This is a genomic window from Bradyrhizobium sp. AZCC 1588, assembly GCF_036924735.1.
Lineage (GTDB): Bacteria > Pseudomonadota > Alphaproteobacteria > Rhizobiales > Xanthobacteraceae > Bradyrhizobium.
Genome location: NZ_JAZHSC010000001.1, coordinates 1,611,232 through 1,630,664 on the forward strand (window position 1 = coordinate 1,611,232; position 19,433 = coordinate 1,630,664).

At 61.8% G+C, this 19,433-nt stretch carries 16 protein-coding genes and 1 pseudogene; 12 read left to right on the forward strand and 5 right to left on the reverse strand.

Features of this window, described 5'->3' with window-relative positions; all coding sequences use genetic code 11:
* Nucleotides 1-26 precede the first annotated feature (26 nt).
* Both V1277_RS07555 and V1277_RS07560 read right to left on the reverse strand, forming a co-directional pair.
* Entirely contained in the window at nucleotides 27-1,352 is a 1,326-nt protein-coding gene (locus V1277_RS07555; protein ID WP_334415647.1) for a PQQ-dependent sugar dehydrogenase, read from the reverse strand.
* 186 nt (nucleotides 1,353-1,538) lie between these two features.
* Complete coding sequence (locus V1277_RS07560; protein ID WP_028347078.1) at nucleotides 1,539-1,796, reverse strand: DUF6894 family protein; 258 nt, start codon at nucleotides 1,794-1,796, stop codon at nucleotides 1,539-1,541.
* 307 nt (nucleotides 1,797-2,103) lie between these two features.
* Between V1277_RS07560 and pqqA the strand changes: the two genes are divergently transcribed.
* The 11 genes from pqqA to V1277_RS07615 all read left to right on the forward strand — a co-directional run bounded on the left by pqqA (nucleotide 2,104) and on the right by V1277_RS07615 (nucleotide 13,460).
* Nucleotides 2,104-2,184 carry a pyrroloquinoline quinone precursor peptide PqqA gene (pqqA, locus tag V1277_RS07565; RefSeq protein ID WP_082637312.1) on the forward strand — a complete coding sequence of 27 codons (81 nt, stop codon included), beginning with the start codon at nucleotides 2,104-2,106 and terminating at the stop codon, nucleotides 2,182-2,184.
* Nucleotides 2,185-2,327: 143 nt separating this feature from the next.
* A complete protein-coding gene (gene pqqB / locus V1277_RS07570; protein WP_334415648.1) occupies nucleotides 2,328-3,257 on the forward strand; it encodes a pyrroloquinoline quinone biosynthesis protein PqqB in 930 nt (309 codons plus the stop codon).
* A 20-nt stretch (nucleotides 3,258-3,277) separates the two neighbouring features.
* Entirely contained in the window at nucleotides 3,278-4,033 is a 756-nt protein-coding gene (gene pqqC, locus V1277_RS07575; RefSeq protein WP_334420307.1) for a pyrroloquinoline-quinone synthase PqqC, read from the forward strand.
* A gap of 31 nt (nucleotides 4,034-4,064) precedes the next feature.
* Nucleotides 4,065-4,376 (forward strand): pyrroloquinoline quinone biosynthesis peptide chaperone PqqD, encoded by a 312-nt coding sequence (gene pqqD, locus V1277_RS07580; RefSeq protein ID WP_213288482.1) that lies wholly within the window; start codon nucleotides 4,065-4,067, stop codon nucleotides 4,374-4,376.
* Nucleotides 4,373-5,581: a pyrroloquinoline quinone biosynthesis protein PqqE gene (gene pqqE / locus V1277_RS07585; RefSeq protein ID WP_334415649.1), complete on the forward strand. Its 1,209-nt coding sequence runs from the start codon at nucleotides 4,373-4,375 to the stop codon at nucleotides 5,579-5,581. The genes pqqD and pqqE overlap by 4 nt, the downstream gene beginning before the upstream one ends.
* The gene (pip, locus tag V1277_RS07590) at nucleotides 5,571-6,557 is read left to right on the forward strand and encodes a prolyl aminopeptidase (RefSeq protein WP_334415650.1); all 987 of its coding nucleotides are present in this window, start codon (nucleotides 5,571-5,573) and stop codon (nucleotides 6,555-6,557) included. The genes pqqE and pip overlap by 11 nt, the downstream gene beginning before the upstream one ends.
* An 11-nt stretch (nucleotides 6,558-6,568) precedes the next feature.
* The gene (locus V1277_RS07595; RefSeq protein ID WP_334415651.1) at nucleotides 6,569-7,237 is read left to right on the forward strand and encodes a hypothetical protein; all 669 of its coding nucleotides are present in this window, start codon (nucleotides 6,569-6,571) and stop codon (nucleotides 7,235-7,237) included.
* Between the two features lie 82 nt (nucleotides 7,238-7,319).
* Nucleotides 7,320-8,531, forward strand: coding sequence for a chromate efflux transporter (chrA, locus tag V1277_RS07600; protein WP_334420309.1), 1,212 nt, complete (start codon nucleotides 7,320-7,322; stop codon nucleotides 8,529-8,531).
* 257 nt (nucleotides 8,532-8,788) lie between these two features.
* Complete coding sequence (locus V1277_RS07605; protein ID WP_334415652.1) at nucleotides 8,789-10,588, forward strand: FAD-dependent oxidoreductase; 1,800 nt, start codon at nucleotides 8,789-8,791, stop codon at nucleotides 10,586-10,588.
* On the forward strand, nucleotides 10,558-12,408 hold the full coding sequence (locus V1277_RS07610) for a 2-oxoacid:acceptor oxidoreductase subunit alpha (RefSeq protein WP_334415654.1): 1,851 nt from the start codon (nucleotides 10,558-10,560) through the stop codon (nucleotides 12,406-12,408). The genes V1277_RS07605 and V1277_RS07610 overlap by 31 nt, the downstream gene beginning before the upstream one ends.
* A complete protein-coding gene (locus V1277_RS07615; RefSeq protein WP_334415655.1) occupies nucleotides 12,405-13,460 on the forward strand; it encodes a 2-oxoacid:ferredoxin oxidoreductase subunit beta in 1,056 nt (351 codons plus the stop codon). The genes V1277_RS07610 and V1277_RS07615 overlap by 4 nt, the downstream gene beginning before the upstream one ends.
* On the opposite strand, the gene V1277_RS07620 is transcribed toward V1277_RS07615, so the two are convergent.
* The 3 genes from V1277_RS07620 to V1277_RS07630 are packed head-to-tail and all read right to left on the reverse strand — an operon-like array spanning nucleotide 13,461 to nucleotide 18,236.
* Nucleotides 13,461-15,005: a SpoVR family protein gene (locus V1277_RS07620; protein ID WP_334415656.1), complete on the reverse strand. Its 1,545-nt coding sequence runs from the start codon at nucleotides 15,003-15,005 to the stop codon at nucleotides 13,461-13,463.
* Nucleotides 15,002-16,273 carry a YeaH/YhbH family protein gene (locus tag V1277_RS07625; RefSeq protein ID WP_334377047.1) on the reverse strand — a complete coding sequence of 424 codons (1,272 nt, stop codon included), beginning with the start codon at nucleotides 16,271-16,273 and terminating at the stop codon, nucleotides 15,002-15,004. The genes V1277_RS07620 and V1277_RS07625 overlap by 4 nt, the downstream gene beginning before the upstream one ends.
* Before the next feature lie 19 nt (nucleotides 16,274-16,292).
* Complete coding sequence (locus tag V1277_RS07630) at nucleotides 16,293-18,236, reverse strand: PrkA family serine protein kinase (RefSeq protein ID WP_334415657.1); 1,944 nt, start codon at nucleotides 18,234-18,236, stop codon at nucleotides 16,293-16,295.
* A 515-nt stretch (nucleotides 18,237-18,751) separates the two neighbouring features.
* Between V1277_RS07630 and V1277_RS07635 the strand changes: the two are divergent.
* Nucleotides 18,752-19,365, forward strand: a pseudogene (locus V1277_RS07635) (hypothetical protein).
* Nucleotides 19,366-19,433 lie beyond the last annotated feature (68 nt).

The following is a 19,433-nucleotide window of genomic DNA, read 5'->3' on the forward strand; positions in this document are numbered from 1 at the left end:
GACTACTACTCGCAATGACGATGAGACTACGACTTCCCCGCCGTCTTCTGCTTGCCGTAGGTGACGCGATAGACGGCGCCGTTGTAGTCGTCGGAGACCAGCAGCGAACCGTCCTTCATCTGCAGCACGTCGACCGGGCGGCCGATATACTTGTTGTCTTCCAGGAAGCCGGTGAGGAACGGCTCCATCGACTTCATGGTGCCGTCCTTGTTCAGCTTGGCAATGACGACATCGCCGCCAACCTTCTTGGAGCGGTTCCAGGAGCCGTGCCGGGCGATGATCGCCGCGTTCTTGTAGGCTTTCGGGAACATGTTGCCGGTGTAGAAGCGCATGCCGAGCGCTGCGGAATGCGGGCCGAGCAAGCCAACGGGTGCAGCGTATTCGCTGCAGGATTTGCCCCAGCCGAATTCGGGATCGACGATGTTGCCCTGCAGGCAGAACGGCGCGCCGAAATGTTCGCCGACTTTGGTGATCCGGTTCAGCTCGTCCTCGGGCACGTCTTCCGACATCCAGTCGCGACCGTTGTCGGTGAAGTAGAGCTGCTTGGTCTCCGGATGCCAATCGAAGCCGACGGTGTGGCGAACACCGCGAACGATCACTTCCGCGTCCGAACCGTCGAAGTTCATCCGGCGGATCAGGCCATGCTCGTCATCGTTGAGCACGTTATTGCCGGGCTGGCCGACGGGAGCGTAGAGCTTGTTGTCGGGACCGATGGCGATGAACTTCCAGCCATGGGCCTCATCCTTCGGCAGCTTGTCGAAGATCACGGTCGGCTTCGGCGGGCTATCCAGGACGTCCTCGACCTTTTCAATCTTGGAGATCTTGGACAGTTCAGCGATGTAGAGCGTGCCGTCCTTGAAGGCGACGCCGTTGGGCCGGTAGAGGCCGGAAGCCAGCACCTTGACCTCGCGTTTGCCGTCCTTGTTGACGATGGCATAGACCTTGTCGACGAGGCGGCTGCCGACGAACACCGTGCCCTTGTCGCCGAGCGCGAGCGAGCGGGCATTCGCCATTCCGGCGGCATAGACCTCGATGTTGAAACCGGCCGGCACCTTGAGCTTCGCCGTCGGCAGCTTGTCCGGCGCCGCGGGGATCGGCGGCGGCGCGATTGGCGCCAGCTTGGCAGCGGCATCGTTGCCCGCGGGACGTCCGATCAGCGGCGATCCGGGCGGAAGCGAGGGTGACGCCGCAGTACCGGCGGGCGGCGGCGCGCCGGCAGCCGGCGGCGTAGCGGGCTGCTGGGCGGCAGCCGGCGGTTCGGCGGACTGCTGGGCAGCGGCGCTTAGTATGAAAGCACTCAGGAATGCGCCGGACAGCAGCACGCTGCGCGGCACCGACAAACAGCTCATCATGGGCGTTCTCCCTGGCGGAAGCCTTCTCTCTTTTCGCGCGGGCTCGCATGATGCCGGCGCCGGAGGCTTTCCCGGCCGGCACTCTCCAATATTTGTCCGCCGGTGTGCAATCGGAAAACTTCGCGTCCGGAAGTTGCATCGCAAAACCAAGCGAGCACGAAGCTCCCACGCCGATACAGCGCGCAGTCAGTGCCTGGTGATGGGACCGCCAGGCGCATCGAGAATCGCTTCGGCGAACGGAAACTCCAGCACGATCTCGCCATCGTCGTCGGTGACTTCGATGGTGGCGCTGAGCAGCGCACCATCGGCGCCATCGGTCTTGAGCAGTTCCCGGATCATGGCACGCGCCATTTCCCAGGCGCGATCGGGATCCCTGAGCACTTCGCCGTCGGGATCGGAAATCAGCTCATCGCCGATACGGGTGTTGAAGTAATATCGCGGCATCGGCGGAAACCTGGCTCCATTTGAGCCCCCGCAACCGGAAGGCCCATCCTCACAAGTTTTCTTTATCCGGAGCCGGCAGCGCTCCGTCGCACTCAGAATTGCCATTCGCGGTGGTGCGAACAACCGCGAAACGCTTGATCCCACGCTGTTTTGACCAAGGCCCTCCGCACAACTCCGTGAATTCTTCTTTGCGGCGCAGCATAAACAAATAGGGGTTCCAGGCAAAAGATTTAACTGGCGAACTTTTTGATCCGCAGTACCTTAACCCGCGAGGGCGGAGTCCGTCCGGTAGCAAAAGGAGCGACAAATGGCCTGGAAAGCACCAAAAATCGCCGAAGTATCGGTCGGCATGGAAATCAACATGTATATGTGCGCCACCCGCAAGTAAGCGGTAGCGCGTATCAAATCTCACGCAGGTGGACTTCCGGGCTCGACACGTTCTGCGAGAGCGGAGCGGTGTCCGAGGCTGGTATCCACCTCGTGGCGTTTTTGGTTTGTACCTTCGAGTTTCGAATCTCCAGGAGACGGATCATGCTTCGCGTCGTCGTCCTGGGCGCCGCGGCGGGCGGCGGCGTTCCACAGTGGAATTGCGGATGCCCGGTGTGCCGGAAAGCACGAAGCGACCATCCGGAATTGCGGAGCACCCAAGCCTCGATCGCGGTCAGCGCCGACGGCGAGCACTGGTTTCTCGTCAACGCCTCGCCGGACCTGCGCCAGCAGGTGACCGCAACGCCACAGCTTCATCCCCGGGCGGGACAGCTCAGGCACAGCCCGATCGCCGGCGTGATCCTGACCAATGGCGAAATCGACGCCGTCGCGGGGCTGTTGTCGATGCGCGAGGGTTCGCCGTTTACGCTCTATGCGCATGAACGGGTACTTGCGATTCTCAGATCCAACAGCATCTTCAATGTCCTGAACGAGAAAAACGTGAAGCGGCGGCCGATCGAGGTCGACAAGGCGTTCGAGCCGGCGTTGCCCGACGGCAAGCCGTCAGGCATTGAGGTGCTTCCGTTCGCGGTTCCCGGCAAGGGCGCGTGGTATCTCGAAGGCAAGGCGCATCCGGCAGGCGGCGACGGCGCGGGCGACACGCTGGGCTTGCGGATTCTGGACAAAGGAAGCGGCAAGTATTTCTATTTCCTGGCCGCCTGCGCACGCGTGACCGACGATCTCAAATCGCGCCTTTCGGGCGCTGATCTGGTGTTTTTTGACGGCACCGTGTGGCGCGACGATGAATTGATCGCAGCCGGCCTCGGCACCAAGACAGGACAAAGCATGGGCCATATTTCGATGTCCGGCGATCGTGGCGCGATCGAGGGCCTCGCCGATCTCGACGTCGGAACGAAGGTGTTCCTGCATATCAACAACTCCAACCCCGCTCTGCTGCGCGGCTCGGACGAACGCAAGGCAGTGGAGCAGGCAGGCTGGCACATCCCCGCTGACGGAACGGAGATCAAGCTGTGAACGTCGTCGCTGCACCCGCAATGACCGCCCTATCGATCGGCAAGGGCATTACGCTCAATAGCGCCGAGGAACTGGAGGCGACGCTGCGCCATATCGGCGCGACGCGTTATCACAGCTTGCATCCGTTCCATCGGCTGTTGCATGGCGGCAAGCTCAACAAGGGGCAGGTGCAGGCCTGGGCACTGAACCGCTATTATTACCAGAGCACGATCCCGCTGAAGGATGCGATGGTGATCTCGCGGTTCCGCGACCGTGCGACCCGGATCGAATGGCGGCACCGCATCGAGGATCACGATGGCGATGTGGGCAGCGAAGGCGGCATCGCGCGCTGGCTCAAGCTGACGGAGGGGCTCGGCCTCGACAACGCCTATGTGGAATCGACCGAAGGCATCCTGCCGGCAACGCGATTTGCGGTGGAGGCCTATGTGCATTTCTGCCGCGACAAGACGCCACTGGAGGCCATCGCTTCCTCGCTTACGGAACTGTTCGCGCCGAACCTGCATGAGGAGCGCATCTCCGGGATGCTGCAGCACTATGAGTTCGTCAATCCTGACATCATGAGCTATTTCAGCCGCCGCCTGACCCAGGCGCCGCGCGATGCGGGCTTCGCGCTGGAATACGTCAAGGCGAACGCAAAAACGCCAGCGGAACGCGAGGCGGTCTGCAACGCGCTGATCTTCAAGACCAATGTGCTATGGGTTCAGCTCGACGCGCTGTATCATGCCTATGTCGAGGGCCACATACCGCCCGGGGCATTCGTGCCCCAAGGAAGCTAACGAGGAAACTGACAAAGGGAACTGGCGATCGATGGCTTTGAGCCGCAACATCAGTGTCAGCGAGACGAGCCGGCCGAAATTGCCGCGCCACGCCCGCTTGAAGTTCGATGAGACGCGGCAGGTCTGGGTGATCCTGGCGCCGGAGCGGGTGCTGGCGCCGGACGAGATCGCAGTTGAGGTGCTGCAACTTTGCGACGGCGTACGCAGCGTCGCCGACATGGTCGACCAGCTTGCAGCCAAATACGCCGCGCCGCGCGAGGCGATTTTAACCGACGTCATCGCTATGTTGCAGGACCTCGCCGACAAGGGCTTTCTGACCGAAGCGCGTGAGAAGACGTCATGACCGACATTCTCGCAGACGGCAAAACAGCCAGCGCCGCGCCCAGTGACGGGCTCGCGGTGCTCGAGCAGAAGCGTTCGACCGCGGAGACGTTTGGCATTCCGCTTGCTGTGCTCGCCGAACTGACGCACCGCTGCCCGCTGCAATGCCCCTATTGCTCCAACCCGGTTGAGCTCGACCGCGGCAGCAGCGAATTGACTACAGAAGAATGGAAGAAGGTCTTGAGCGAGCTCGCAGAAATCGGCGTGCTGCAAATCCATTTCTCCGGCGGCGAACCGACCGCGCGCAAGGACTTGGTGGAATTGGTGCAGCACGCGACCGATGTCGGGCTGTACAGCAATCTCATTACCTCGGCGGTGCTGCTGAACAGGGGAAAGCTTTCGGCGCTCGCCGATGCCGGGCTCTGCCATGTGCAGATCAGCTTCCAGGGCAACGAGCCCATCGTGGCCGACCGTGTCGCAGGGCTGAAAAATGCGCATGAGAAAAAGCTTGAAGTCGCTAAATGGACGCGTGAACTCGACCTGCCGTTGACGGTCAACGCGGTCATGCACCGCCAGAACCTGCACCAACTCCCTGATATCATTCAGATGGCAGTCGATCTCGACGCCGACCGGCTCGAGGTCGCCAACGTCCAATATTACGGCTGGGCCTTGAAGAACCGCGCGGCGCTGATGCCGACGCTCGAACAGATCGAGGAAACCAGCCGGATCGTCGAGGAAGCCGCGACGCGCCTGAAGGGCATCCTCGCCATCGACTATGTCGTGCCGGATTATTACGCGCTGCGGCCGAAGAAATGCATGGGCGGCTGGGGCCGGCAGTTTTTCAACATCTCGCCCGCGGGCAAGGTGCTGCCCTGCCACGCCGCGGAAAGCATCACCGGGCTCGAATTCGAATCCGTCCGCTCAAACCATTCGATCGCCTGGATCTGGCAGAACTCGGAAGCCTTCAACCGCTATCGCGGCACCGGCTGGATGCCCGAGCCGTGCAAGAGCTGCGAGTTCCGCGAGATCGATTTCGGCGGCTGCCGCTGCCAGGCTTTTGCGCTGACGGGTGACGCCGGCAATACCGATCCGGCCTGCACGCTGTCGCCGATGCACGAGCAGATCTTCAAGGATGCCGAACGCGAGGCCGCCGCGCATCAGGACCGCTTCCTCTACCGCAATTTCGCCGGCGGCACGCTGGAGACGGAAGGCGAGCATGGCGCCTGATGCCGACGCCGGCAAATCCATCAAACGCGCCGACCCCTTTGCCCCGCTGACGTCGGAGCAGCTCGCCGTCGGCGAAGGCCACGACGTCTATGTCGAGAGCATCGGCCGGCCTGATGGCGTTCCAGCGGTCTATCTGCATGGCGGGCCCGGCAGCGGCTGCCAGCCCGACCACCGCCGGCTGTTCGATCCCGAACGTTTTCATGCTGTTCTGTTCGACCAGCGCGGTGCCGGACGCAGCCGCCCCAAGGGTCGTCGCGAAGCCAACACGCTGCCGCATCTGATCGCCGATATGGAAATGATCCGCGAGAAATTCGGCTTTCAGCGCTGGATGGTCGTCGGCGGCTCCTGGGGCGCGACGCTGGCGCTGGCGTATGCGCAGGCCCATCCCGACCGCGTCAGCGGCATCGTGCTTCGCGCTACGTTCCTGGGCACATCAGAGGAAATCGAAAACGGCTTTCTAAAAGTGCTGCCGCGGTTCTATCCCGGGCTTTACGACGACTTCATGAGCGTGTTGCCGGAAGGCGAGCGCGCGCAACCGCTGCAGGCCTATTTCCGCCGCATCCTCGATTCCAATCCCGACGTGCATATTCCTGCCGCGCGGGCATGGGGCGAAACCGAACGTATTCTTTCCGAACACACGCCGAACCGCACGCGCCTTGACCTGCCGACGCTGAATTCGTCGCGGAACATGCCGACGACGCCGTTTATGGAAGCGCACTATTTCGCCAATGACTGCTTCATGAAGCCGGATCAACTGATAGCCGAGGCAGCCAGGCTTGCCGGCGTTCCCGGCATCATCGTGCAAGGCCGTTACGATCTGCTTTGTCCGCCTGCGACCTCGCACGCGCTTGCAGCAGTTTGGCGCGAGGCCGAAATCCGCTTTGTCGAGGGCGCCGGCCACACGCTGTACGATCCCGGCGTCCGCGACGCCGTGATGAAGGCAATCGCGGACATGGCGTCCCAAGCCAGCAAATAGGAAGCAAGAAAATGCCGATCGCCGGAAAGGGCATGCTGCTGACGTCGATGAATATCGATGCCGAGCACGAAGCCGAGTTCAATCGCTGGTACGATCGCGAACATCTCGAAGAGCGCGTCGCCATCGAAGGTTTTCTCGAGGCCCGCCGCTATGTCGCGCATGACGCCGACCCGAAATATCTCAGCCTCTATTCCACCGAAACGTTCGAGGTGCTGGATAGTCCGGCCTATCGCACCGCGCTGGCGAACCAGACCGCGTGGTCGAAGGCCAACATCGCGCGTTTCAAAAACATGATCCGCGCGGTCGCGCGTATCACGGTCAGCCAGGGCACCGGCCGCGGCGCGGCGCTCGGCATCGTCAGGCTGCGTCCCCCGTCCGGCGGCGAGGACAAGCTGCGCGTTGCGCTCGGCGAGCAACTCGATCCCGCGCAACTCGACGGGATCATATCGGTGCACCTGATCGAGAGCGACCCGGCGCTGTCGAAGCCTATTACCGACGATCCTTCCGCGTCCGATCCCGGCGCCAGCGATTGGTTTGTGCTGATTGACGCGACTGATGTTGACGCGCTGCCGGCGGCGATGCTGCGCTTCAGCGGCAACATTGCATTGAAGCCGCTGACGATCTCGAGCGGCACCTACCGGCTGATGTGGGACCTGGCGAAGAGCGATATCGGCGGCTGATCAGGCGCACACGTAGTCGTCGGGTCGCTCGGGGCGAAGCGCTTGGCGGCCGGGCATGTTCCCGATATCGTCGATCACCTCAATGGAGGTGAAATACATGGCGGAAAAATCCGCGAGTATCGCCGAGGTTTTTGCCGCCTTTCTCAAGCTTGGCCTCACCTCGTTCGGCGGGCCGATCGCACATCTCGGGTACTTCAGGACGGAATTCGTCGAGCGGCGGAAATGGCTCAGCGAAAGCAGTTACGCTGATATCGTTGCGCTCTGCCAATTCCTGCCGGGCCCGGCGTCCAGCCAGGTCGGCTTCGCCCTCGGCGTACTACGCGGCAACGGCCTGCTCGGCGGGTTGGCTGCGTGGCTCGCGTTCACCATGCCATCTGCCATCATTCTCTTCGCTTTCGCGCTCGGTGCGAGCGTCCTCACTGGCCCGTTTGCCGAAGGCATTCTTCACGGCCTGAAGCTGGTGGCGGTTGCTGTGGTCGCACAGGCCATCTGGGGTATGGCGAGCAGCCTGACGCCGGACCGCGAACGCGCCGCCATCGCACTTGCCGCCGTTGCGATCGTTGTTTTCGTCGGTGGGTCGTTCGGACAGATCGGCGCCATCGCGCTTGGAGCCTTGGCCGGACTCTGGCTGTGCCGCGGAAGCGCACCCGCTCCGACCGGCCACCTCGGATTCTCCGTATCGCACCGACACGGCGCGGCGGCGCTCGTGCTTTTCGCGGTCTTGTTCCTGATCACGCCGCTGGTGACGGCACAAACCGGCTCGCAAGGGCTTGCCCTGTTCGACGCCTTCTATCGTTCCGGCGCCCTGGTGTTCGGCGGCGGCCATGTCGTGCTGCCGCTATTGCAGGCGGAAGTCGTAACGCCGGGCTGGGTCAGCAACGCGGATTTCCTGGCCGGTTACGGCATGGCGCAAGCAGTGCCCGGACCGCTGTTCACGTTCGCGGCCTATCTCGGCGCCGTTGCAGAGCCCGCCCCCAACGGGCTCGCCGGCGCTTCGATTGCGCTTATCGCCTTGTCCCTGCCGGGACTGCTGCTGGTCTACGGCATGCTGCCGTTCTGGGACGCGCTACGCCTGCGCCCCAAGGCCCAGGCTGCGATGCGCGGCACCAATGCCGCTGTCGTCGGCATCCTTGGCGCCGCGCTCTACAATCCGGTGTGGACCAGCGCCGTGCTCACGCCACGTGACTTCGCCGTCGCGCTCGCCGGCTTCCTGCTGCTGACGGTCTGGAAGCTGCCGCCATGGATTGTCGTCGTCATCCTGGCGACGGCCGGAGCTGCGCTGCCGCTGACCTGACGTCTGCCCGTTCATTCAGCATTAAATCAAAGCTGCACTGCACATACTGCAGTGCCAAATCAACGCTGCGACGCCAAATTCACGTCTCCATACAATTGGAGAGCTGGAGATCGCACAGAATTGCCTTGTGCGCAGCGTCTGGAATGGCTCTAATAAGATAACCCTATGATCCAATTCAAAAACCACAAGAACGCTCGTTAAGCGTTCGCAGGCAAAAATAAGGCCGCGTTTCCCAAGCTTGCGCGGACAAGGTAGGAATGAAACCGACTGATATCTCGGCGCCAGACTACTTTCACAAAGTGGTTGATTGCCAGTGGGCCTGCCCCGCACACACCCCGGTTCCCGAGTACATCCGACTGATTGCCGAGGGGCGTTATAGCGACGCCTACATGATCAACTGGAAATCGAATGTGTTTCCCGGAATTCTGGGACGCACCTGCGATCGTCCATGCGAGCCCGCCTGCCGGCGCGGCCGCGTCGAGGAAAACCCGGTTGCGATCTGCCGCCTGAAGCGCGTAGCCGCCGACTTCAAGGACGACGTCAAGCACCGTATGCCGAGGCCATCGGCAAGAAACGGCAAGCGCATCGCGCTGGTCGGCGGCGGTCCCGCCTCGCTCACCGTCGCGCGCGACCTCGCCCCGCTCGGCTATCACTGCACCGTGTTCGATTCCGATCCCAAGGCGGGCGGCATGATGCGGAGCCAGATTCCAAAGTTCCGCCTGCCAGACTCGGTCATCGACGAGGAAACCGATTACATCCTCGACCTCGGCGTCGAGTTCAAGGGCGGCCATCGGGTCGACAGCCTGAAGAAGCTGCTGAGCGAAAACTATGACGCGATCTTCGTCGGCTCCGGCGCGCCGCGCGGCCGCGAGCTCGACATCCCCGGCCGCAAGGAAGCAGCAAGCAACATTCACATCGGCATTGAATGGCTCGCTTCCGTCTCGTTCGGCCATGTCGAAAAGATCGGCCGCCGCGTCATTGTGCTCGGCGGCGGCAACACCGCAATGGATTGCTGCCGCACCGCGCGCCGGCTCGGCGGCGCGGACGTCAAAGTGATCGTGCGCTCCGGCTTCGAGGAGATGAAGGCGAGCCCCTGGGAGAAGGAAGACGCCCTTCACGAGGATATTCCGATCCTCAATTACATGGTGCCGGTGGCATTCAAGCATGTAAGCGGCAAGCTGATCGGCGTTACCTTCCAGAAGGTGAAGGCCGAATACGACGCCAAGGGCCGTCGTAACCTGGTGCCCTCGGGCGAGCCGGACCAGACCATCCCTTGCGACGACGTGCTGGTCGCTGTCGGCCAGGAGAATGCGTTCCCCTGGATCGAGCGCGACTGCGGCATCGAGTTCGACAAATGGAACATGCCGCAGGTCGATCCCAACACCTTCGTATCGACCAATCCGAAAGTGTTCTTTGGCGGCGATGCCGCCTTCGGTCCGAAGAACATCATCTGGGCGGTGGCGCACGGCCACGACGCGGCGCTGTCGATCCACAAGATGCTCTCAGGCGAAGACATCAACGAGCGTCCGCTGCCCGAGGTAAACATCTTCTCGCAGAAGATGGGCATCCACGAGTGGAGCTACGATAACGACATCTCCGGCGACAAGCGCTTCAAGGTGCCGCATCGCGACAAGGTGATCGCGCTAAAGGACATCAAGGCGGAGGTCGAACTCGGCTATGACGTCAAGCTCGCGCTCGGCGAGGCGCAGCGCTGCCTGAACTGCGACGTGCAGACCATATTCTCGGCGCCCGCCTGCATCGAATGCGACGCCTGCGTCGACATCTGCCCGATGGATTGCATCACGTTTACAGAGAACGGCGAGGAAGACGACCTGCGGCAACGGCTGAAAGCGCCGTCGCCGCATCACGACCAGGCGCTCTATGTCGCCGAAGGGCTCAAGACCGGCCGCGTCATGGTGAAGGATGAAGACGTCTGCCTGCATTGCGGGCTGTGCGCCGAGCGTTGTCCGACCGGCGCCTGGGACATGCAAAAGTACCTCATCGATATGACTCACGCGGGATCAACATGTCAGTCCAAAGCCCGATCAGCAGCGTAAACGACTTCGTCGTCCGCTTCGCCAACGTCAACGGCTCGGGTTCAGCCAGCGCCAACGAACTGTTCGCGCGCTCGATCCTGCGCCATGGCGTGCCGGTCTCACCGCGCAATATCTTCCCCTCGAACATTCAGGGGCTTCCGACCTGGTATGAGGTGCGCGTGACGGAGGCCGGCCATCTCGGCGCCCGCGGCGGCGTCGACATGATGGTGGCGATGAACCCGCAGACCTGGGACAAGGATGTCGCCTCGATCGAGCCCGGCGGCTATCTGTTCTACGATTCGACCAAGCCGATGCCGTCGTCGAAATTCCGCGCCGACATCACCGTGATCGGCGTGCCGCTGACCGCAATCGCCAATTCGACCTATACCGATCCGCGCCAGCGCCAGCTCTTCAAGAACATCATCTATCTCGGCGCGCTCTGCGCCCTGCTTGATCTCGATCCCAAGCTGGTCGAGCAACTGATCGGCGAACAGTACAAGGGCAAGGAAAAACTGCTTTCGTCGAATGTCCACGCGCTGCATCTCGGCCGCGACTGGGCGCTGCAGAACCTGAAGTGCCCGATCGGTTTGCAGGTGAAGAAGTCCGACAAGGTCGGCGACCGCATTTTCATGGAAGGCAACAGCGCGGCGGCGCTAGGGGCGGTCTATGGCGGCGCCACCGTCTGCGCCTGGTATCCGATCACGCCATCGTCGTCGGTGGCGGAAGCCTTCACCAGCCACTGCAAGAAGCTGCGGCACGACCCTGAGACGGGCAAGGCGAAATACGCGATCGTGCAAGGCGAGGATGAGCTCGCCTCCATCGGCATCGTGATCGGTGCCTCCTGGAACGGCGCGCGGGCCTTCACCGCAACCTCCGGCCCCGGCATTTCCTTGATGACCGAATTCATCGGCCTGTCCTACTTCGCGGAAATTCCGGCCGTGATCATGAACATCCAGCGCGCCGGCCCCTCGACGGGCATGCCGACGCGTACCCAGCAATGCGACATCATCGCCTGCGCCTATGCCTCGCACGGCGATACCAAGCACGTCCTGCTGTTTCCGGAAGACCCGGCCGAAGCGTTCGAGTTCGCGGCGCAGTCGTTCGATCTGGCCGACCGGCTGCAAACCATGATCTTCCTGATGCTCGACCTGGACATCGGCATGAACCACCGGCTGTGCCGCCCGCTGAAGTGGGATGACGCCAGGCAGTATGACCGCGGCAAGGTGATGACTGCGGAAATGCTCGACGAGCCCGGGCGCGATTTCGGCCGCTATCTCGACGTCGACGGCGACGGCATCCCCTACCGCACCTACCCCGGCACGCATCCGACCAAAGGCTCGTTCTTCACCCGCGGCACCTCGCGCGACCGCTACGCGCGCTATTCGGAGGAAGGCGCCATTTACGCCGACAACATGCAGCGGCTGGTGCGCAAGTTCGAGACCGCGCAGGACATGGTGCCGCGACCGCTGCAGGCCAACGCCGCCAAGCCGACCAAATACGGCGTGATCTATTTCGGCTCGACGTCGCCGGCGATGGACGAGGCGATCGGGATTCTGGAATCGCGCGGGCATCAGCTCGACCGGCTGCGCATCCGCGCGTTCCCGTTCCACTCCAGCGTGGCGAGCTTCATCGCCGATCATGATTTCGTGTACGTGGTCGAGCAGAACCGCGACGGCCAGTTGCGGCAGTTGATCGTCAACGAGAACGGCATCGATCCGGTCCGGCTGGTGCCGATCCTGCATTATGACGGCACGCCGATCACCGCACGCTTCATCGCCAACGCGATCGGCGATCATCAGGATCATCTGAAAGTGACCCCTCTCCGCAAGGCCGTGTCATGACCTATATTGCAAAACCGAAATTCCAGCATCCGGGCCTGCCGAAGAACGAACTCGGCTACACCCACCGGGATTACGAGGGGAAAGTTTCGACCCTGTGCGCTGGCTGCGGTCACGACTCGATCACCGCCTCGATCATCGAGGCCTGCTATGAACTCTCGATCGAGCCGCACCGGGTGGCCAAGATTTCCGGCATAGGCTGCTCGTCGAAGACGCCCGATTACTTCCTCGGCAATTCGCACGGCTTCAACTCGGTGCACGGCCGGATGCCGTCGGTCCTGACCGGCGCCAACCTCGCCAACCGCGACCTGATCTATCTCGGCGTCTCCGGCGACGGCGATAGCGCCTCGATCGGCTTCGGCCAGTTCGCGCATTCGATCCGGCGCGCCGTCAACATGACCTATATCGTCGAGAACAACGGCGTCTATGGCCTGACCAAGGGGCAATTTTCGGCGACGGCCGACCGCGGTTCGAAGTCGAAAAAGGGCGTGATGAACACCGACAACGCCATCGACCTGGTGGCGATCGCGCTACAATTGGGCGCGAGCTTCGTGGCGCGCAGCTTCTCCGGCGACAAGAGCCAGCTCGTGCCGCTGATCGCAGCCGCCATCCTGCACAAGGGCGCGGCGTTCATCGACGTCATCAGCCCCTGCATCGCCTTCAACAATCACGCGGGCTCGACCAAGAGCTTTGACTATGTCCGCGAGCATAACGATGCGGTCAACCGCCTCGACGTGCTCACCGGCCGCGACCCGATCACCGTCGAATATGCGCCGGGCACGGTGCAGGTGGTCGAGCAGCACGACGGCACGCGGCTGGCGCTGCGCAAGATCGACGCCGACTACGACGCCAACGACCGTCTGGCCGCCATGACCTTCCTGCAGAAACACGCTGCCAAGGGCCAGGTCGTCACCGGGCTGCTCTATGTCGATCCGGACGCGGAAGACCTCCACACCCATCTCGACACCGTCGAGACGCCGCTCAATACGCTCGAAGCCAAGGATCTTTGCCCCGGCTCGGCGGCGCTGGAAAAGATCAACGCCAGCCTGCGGTAGCTACGCTACCGCAGCGATCTTCCGCGGGTTTGCAACGTACTCCTTCAAGACCGTACCAGATGCATCGGCCTCGACGAGGGAAACGTCGTAGGTCCAGAGATCGGCAAGGTGCTGCAGCACGCGCTTGGTGTCGGCTTCGCTGAGCTGGGCGCCCTTTACCACGGTGTGGCGCAGCATCAGGCGACGATCGCCTGCAAGGTCGACATCGACGACCTCGATGTTCGCATCGATGAAACCGACATCGTATTGCCGCGCCAGTTCGCGCCGGAGCCGGCGATAGCCGCGCTCGTCGTGGATGGCATCTACCAGAATGCCGGCCCGCTCTCCCGGATCGTCATGCAGATGGAACATGCGGAAGTGCCGCATCAGCCGCGGGCTCAGGAACTGGCTGATGAAGCTTTCATCGCGATAATTGGCCCAGATGTCGCGCAGCACGCCCATCGTGTCGCCGGTGCCGGCGATATCCGGGAACCAATCGCGGTCCTCGGCTTCCGGATTGGTGACGATGCGTTCGATGTCCTGCATCATCGCAAATCCCAGCGCATAGGGATTGAAGCCGGAATAGCGCGGATCGTCGAACTCGGGCTGGAACACGACGTTGGTGTGCGACTGCAGGAATTCGAGGAAATTGCCGTCCGTCAGTCGCCCCTGCTCGTGCAGCCGGCTTATGATGCGATAGTGAACGTAGGTCGCCGTGCCCTCGTTCATCACCTTTGTCTGGCTCTGCGGATAGAAGTATTGCGCGATGTGCCGCACGATCCGCAATATTTCGCGCTGCCAAGGCTTCAGCCGAGGCGCAGTCTTCTCGAGAAAATACAGCAGGTTTTCCTGCGGCAGACCGAGCATCTGGCGACGGCGCTCGACGTCCAGTACCGCGCTGCTCTTGGCGGGGCCGGTCGGGACGGTGCGCCACAGATCGTTGAACTCCCTCTCCTCATGGGCACGGCGCCGGCCCGCCCGCTTTTCCTCCGCGCGAAGATCGAGGCTCTTCTTGCCGGGATAGCGATCGATGCCGTGCGACATCAAGGCGTGCGCGGCGTCGAGCGTATGCTCGACCGCCAGCCGGCCATGGCGCTCCTCGCAGTGCGCAACATAGCGCTTGGCGAATTCGAGATAGTCGAGAATGCCGTCGGCGTCGGTCCATTGCTTGAACAGATAGTTGTTCTTGAAGAAGTGATTGTGGCCGAACGCGGCATGCGCGATGACGAGCGTCTGCATCGTCGCGGTGTTTTCCTCCATGAGGTAGGATATGCACGGCGAGGAGTTGATGACGATCTCGTAGGCCAGACCCATCAGCCCCTTGCGGTAGGATGCCTCCTGAAAGGCAAAGTGCTTGCCGAACGACCAATGCTTGTAGAACAGGGGCATGCCGACCGACGAATAGGCGTCCAGCATCTGCTCGGCGGTAATGACCTCGATCTGGTTGGGGTAGACGTCGAGTCCCAATTCGTCCCGCGCAATCTGCTCGCAGGCATCGCAGATCCGCTGCAGCGTCCGGAAGTCCCAGTCGGCCCCCTCGAACAGCAACTGGTCGGTCGCGGTCATGATGCTGTCCTTTCCTGCGGGCCACGACGCTGGAAGAGATCGTGAAATACCGGGAAGATCTCGCTGCGTTCGTTGACCTTGCGCATCGACAGCGGCGCACCATTCGCACGCAAGCCCTCGTAAAGGGTCCAGAGCGCCGAATTGGGCATTTCGTAGGACAGGCCGTTTTCCTGGCCGACTTCCAGATAGGCAAAAAACTGGGTGACCGGCAGGATGTTGTCGGTGAGGAGCCGGCTTGCGACTTCGCCGTCCGCGTAGGAATTGTCCCCGTCGGAAGCCTGTGCAGCGTAGATGTTCCAGTCCGCCGGCCGGAACCGCGACCGCACAATATCATGCATCGCCTGCAACGCGCTTGACACCAGCGTGCCGCCGGAAGCCGGTCCGTAAAAGAACGTCTGCTCGTCGACCTCTTCGGCCCGGTCGGTATGCCGGATGAAAACGATCTCGACGTGGCGATAGCGCCGCTTCAGGAAGACGTAGAGCAGCATATAGAAGCGCTTGGCGAGATCCTTCATATGCTCGGTCATCGAACCGGAGACGTCCATCAGGCAGAACATCACGGCCTGCGCCACGGGCTTCGGTACCGTCTCGAAACGCCGGTACCGGATATCGATCGGATCGATGAACGGGATGCGGCGCATCTTTGTCTTCAGGGCCTCGATCTCGGCCATGAGCTCGGCGCGACGCTCCTCACTGCAATCCAAAAGCTCCGCTTCGAGGGCCTCCAGCACCTCCCGCCTCGGTCGCCGTAGCGCAACGCGTCGCGCCAGAGCGCGACTTACCGTTCGGCTCACCGAGATGTTGGCAGGCGATCCGGATGTTGTGTAGCCGGCCCGGCGAATGCCTTCGCTCTCCACCTCAGCCAGCTTTCGCTTGGCAAGATCCGGCAATTCCAGGTCGTCCAGGAACAGGTCGACAAACTCGTCGCGGCTGAGAACGAAGCGGAACGTATCTTCGCTGTCGCCCTCGCCCGCTCCTCTTCCCCTGCCGCCGCTCTGGTTTGGTCGCGGCAGGATATCGCCTTCGACGAACTTCTTGTTTCCAGGCAGCACCATGTCGCGCGTGCCGCCTTCGCGGCGGAAGCGCGGTTCGTCCATGCCGTCGATCGGCACGCTGACCTCGCCGCCTTCCAGGACATCCTTGATGTCCCGGCTCTGCGACGATTTCTTCACAGCTCCCTGGACCAGCGCCTTAGCCCTGCGCAGAAAGCGCTGGCGATTCTCGAGACTCTTGCTGCCTGGATTCAGGCGCCGGTCGACGATGTGAATAGCCACGTTTTCATCCGCCTCAGCCAGCCTGTTTTACGCGCATGTACCACTCGACCAGCCTGCGGACTTGCCGCTCGGTATAGCCGCGCTCGACCATGCGCGCGACAAAGTCGTCATGCTTCTTTTCGGTATCGCCGTCCTTCTTCGAGCCGAAGGATATCACGGGCAGCAGATCCTCGACCTGGGAGAATATCCGCTTCTCGATCACTTCCCGGATCTTCTCATAGCTGGTCCACGCCGGATTCTTGCCGCTGTTCTGCGCCCGCGATCGCAGCGAGAATTTTACGACCTCGTTACGGAAATCCTTCGGGTTGGCGATGCCGGCCGGCTTTTCGATCTTGGTCAGTTCCTGATTGAGCAGGTCGCGATCGAGCAGTTGTCCGGTGTCGGGATCCTTGAAGTCCTGATCCTCGATCCAGGCATCGGCATAATCGACATAGCGATCGAACAGGTTCTGGCCGTAATCCGCATAGGATTCGAGGTAGGCCTTCTGGATCTCGTTCCCGATGAATTCGGCGTAGCGCGGCGCCAGTTCCGCCTTGATGAATTCAAGGTAACGCTTCTCGACTTCGTCGGGAAGCTGCTCGCGCCGGATCGCCTGCTCCAGCGTGTACATCAGATGGACCGCGTCGGCGCCGACCTCATTGGTATCGTGGTTGAAGGTCGCGGCGAGAACCTTGAAGGCGAAGCGGGTCGAAACGCCGTCCATGCCTTCATCGACGCCGGCAGCGTCCTTGTATTCCTGAACGCTGCGCGCCTTCGGATCGGACTCCTTCAGGCTTTCACCATCGTAGATCCGCATCTTGGCGAACACGGTCGAATTCTCGTGCTTGCGCAACCGCGACATCACCGAGAAGCGTGCCATCGTTTCCATTGTGGCCGGAGCGCACGGGGCGGTGGCCAGTTCGGAGCTCTGGATCAGCTTCTCGTAGATCTTCTGTTCTTCGGTGACCCGCAGGACGTACGGCACCTTGATGACGCAGATGCGGTCGATGAACGCCTCATTGTTCTTGTTGGCTTTGAAGCTTGTCCATTCGGCCTCGTTGGAGTGAGCGAGAATGACGCCGCTGAAGGGGATCGCACCGATGTTCTCGGTCCCGATATAGTTGCCCTCCTGCGTCGCCGTCAGCAGCGGATGCAGCATCTTGATCGGCGCCTTGAACATCTCGACGAATTCGAGAATACCCTGGTTGGCGCGGTTGAGGCCGCCCGAATAGCTGTAGGCGTCGGGATCGTTCTGGGCGAAGGTCTCCAGCTTGCGGATGTCGACCTTGCCGACCAGTGACGAGATATCCTGGTTGTTTTCGTCGCCAGGCTCGGTCTTTGCGATCGCGATCTGCCGCAGCCGCGACGGCTGGATCTTGGCGACGCGGAATTGCGAGATGTCGCCCCCGAACGCTTCGAGGCGCTTGTAGCACCACGGGCTCATCAGTCCGTTGAGGCGACGGCGCGGAATGCCGTACTTCTCCTCGAGCATCGGCCCGAGCCCATCCGGATCGAACAGGCTAAGCGGGCTTTCGAACACGGGGCTGATTTCGTCGCCGGCCTTCAACACGTAGATCGGGTGGACTTCCATCAACGATTTGAGGCGCTCGGCGAGCGACGACTTTCCGCCGCCGACGGGACCCAGCAGATAGAGGATCTGCTTGCGCTCTTCCAGGCCCTGCGCGGCGTGGCGGAAGAACCCGACGATGCGCTCGATCGTATCTTCCATGCCGTAGAAGCCCGCGAACGCCGGATATAGCCGCATCGTGCGATTCAAAAAGATACGGCCAAGGCGAGGGTCCTTGGCCGTGTCGATCATCTGGGGCTCGCCGATCGCAGCTAGTAGTCGTTCGGTCGCATTGGCATATCGCATCGGATCGTTTCGACACGACTCGAGATATTCCGCCATCGACATGTCGGCCTGACTTCGAGCTTCGAAGGACCGGGCGAAAGCATTGAACAGAGAATCGTTGTACATGATCCGTCTCTCCATGGTCACCTGTAAATGCCGGACGCACCACTAGGGTTCCCAGTATCGGAGCGTCACAGCTTCCGTTCGCGAATCACCGTCAGCACATATGACGATTGGACACGCGAGCGACTTCACAATGCAATGCAATACTCATGCTAAGGGCCTCTACCTCGTAAAGATACGGTGCCATTTCACTCGCGTTGTAGCCGGGCAGCAACATTTTTCACCGGGGAAGTACTGAGCAATATGTAAGGGGTTTTTTGGGGATTGTGAGCAGGTGCGGCGCTCGAATCTGCGCCGGCCCGGGCAAGGCGAAGGCGGCAAACGCTGTATGCCCCGGGCTCTGAACCGGGGATAAACGCCGCATTTATCGCGCATTCAGGCCTTTTGGGCGGGCCGCGCTGACGCAAAATGGCCAAATATCCGTCAGGGCAGTCGCGAAGCTGCGCCTTTGAACGCACCCGGCACCGCCTGCAACTAAAGTAATATGCCGCGCGTTTAATCCGAGTCTGCCATGAAATATATGGACCGTTGCCACCGTTACCTCCCACGTCGGAGCCAACGCCTGCCACGCCCGGGATGGCGTCGATAAAGCCAAGGCCGCCGCTTTCGACGGGCAAATGTTCGGCAGCCCGCTCACCCAAAAGACGTATGCCTGCTTCGTGCGTCGTTATGACGCCAACCATCTGGCGCAGCATCCGAAGCAGAAGGTCAGCGCGATGAAGCTTTTGGTGACGGCCGAAGACGCGCCGGAAGACAAGACCGTCAATTATTCCTTCCGTCTCGGTTTCAAATATCGCCACCGCGCGGGCAATTTCGATTCCAGTGGCTATTGCAATCACATTGTCGCCGAAAACACCGGCGCCGAAATTCGTCTCGGCTGCGGCATCGATTGCGAAGGCGGCGGCATTGAAGCGGCGATGAAGGACGATAGATCCGCGCTGATCCGGCTGGGCAGATCAGGATCTGGGAGCGCAACAAGGCCGACGACGGTGCCAGTAACGATCTGGTTGCAGGCGCCGACGACAGGATTTTCCGCGTCGATCGCGCGGACTTGCGCGAATGCGCCGAGCTCGTGACCGACCGCGGCGTGGTGCGGATCGCCGTGTTGCAATCGCAGGCTATCTTTGCCTGAGGCCGTGAAGCATTGCTGATTGACGTGAACAATTCACGTCGATCGCTCGTTTGGACAATTTGGTCGCC

Coding starts and splice junctions, on each gene's coding strand:
- pqqA (WP_082637312.1), top strand. CDS start 2,104: ATGGCCTGGAAAGCACCAAAAATCGCCGAAGTATCGGTCGGCATGGAA.
- pip (WP_334415650.1), top strand. CDS start 5,571: ATGGCGCCTGATGCCGACGCCGGCAAATCCATCAAACGCGCCGACCCC.
- V1277_RS07630 (WP_334415657.1), bottom strand. CDS start 18,236: ATGTACAACGATTCTCTGTTCAATGCTTTCGCCCGGTCCTTCGAAGCT.
- V1277_RS07560 (WP_028347078.1), bottom strand. CDS start 1,796: ATGCCGCGATATTACTTCAACACCCGTATCGGCGATGAGCTGATTTCC.
- pqqE (WP_334415649.1), top strand. CDS start 4,373: ATGACCGACATTCTCGCAGACGGCAAAACAGCCAGCGCCGCGCCCAGT.
- V1277_RS07610 (WP_334415654.1), top strand. CDS start 10,558: ATGTCAGTCCAAAGCCCGATCAGCAGCGTAAACGACTTCGTCGTCCGC.
- chrA (WP_334420309.1), top strand. CDS start 7,320: ATGGAGGTGAAATACATGGCGGAAAAATCCGCGAGTATCGCCGAGGTT.
- V1277_RS07605 (WP_334415652.1), top strand. CDS start 8,789: ATGAAACCGACTGATATCTCGGCGCCAGACTACTTTCACAAAGTGGTT.
- pqqB (WP_334415648.1), top strand. CDS start 2,328: ATGCTTCGCGTCGTCGTCCTGGGCGCCGCGGCGGGCGGCGGCGTTCCA.
- V1277_RS07615 (WP_334415655.1), top strand. CDS start 12,405: ATGACCTATATTGCAAAACCGAAATTCCAGCATCCGGGCCTGCCGAAG.
- pqqD (WP_213288482.1), top strand. CDS start 4,065: ATGGCTTTGAGCCGCAACATCAGTGTCAGCGAGACGAGCCGGCCGAAA.
- V1277_RS07595 (WP_334415651.1), top strand. CDS start 6,569: ATGCCGATCGCCGGAAAGGGCATGCTGCTGACGTCGATGAATATCGAT.
- V1277_RS07555 (WP_334415647.1), bottom strand. CDS start 1,352: ATGATGAGCTGTTTGTCGGTGCCGCGCAGCGTGCTGCTGTCCGGCGCA.
- pqqC (WP_334420307.1), top strand. CDS start 3,278: ATGACCGCCCTATCGATCGGCAAGGGCATTACGCTCAATAGCGCCGAG.
- V1277_RS07620 (WP_334415656.1), bottom strand. CDS start 15,005: ATGACCGCGACCGACCAGTTGCTGTTCGAGGGGGCCGACTGGGACTTC.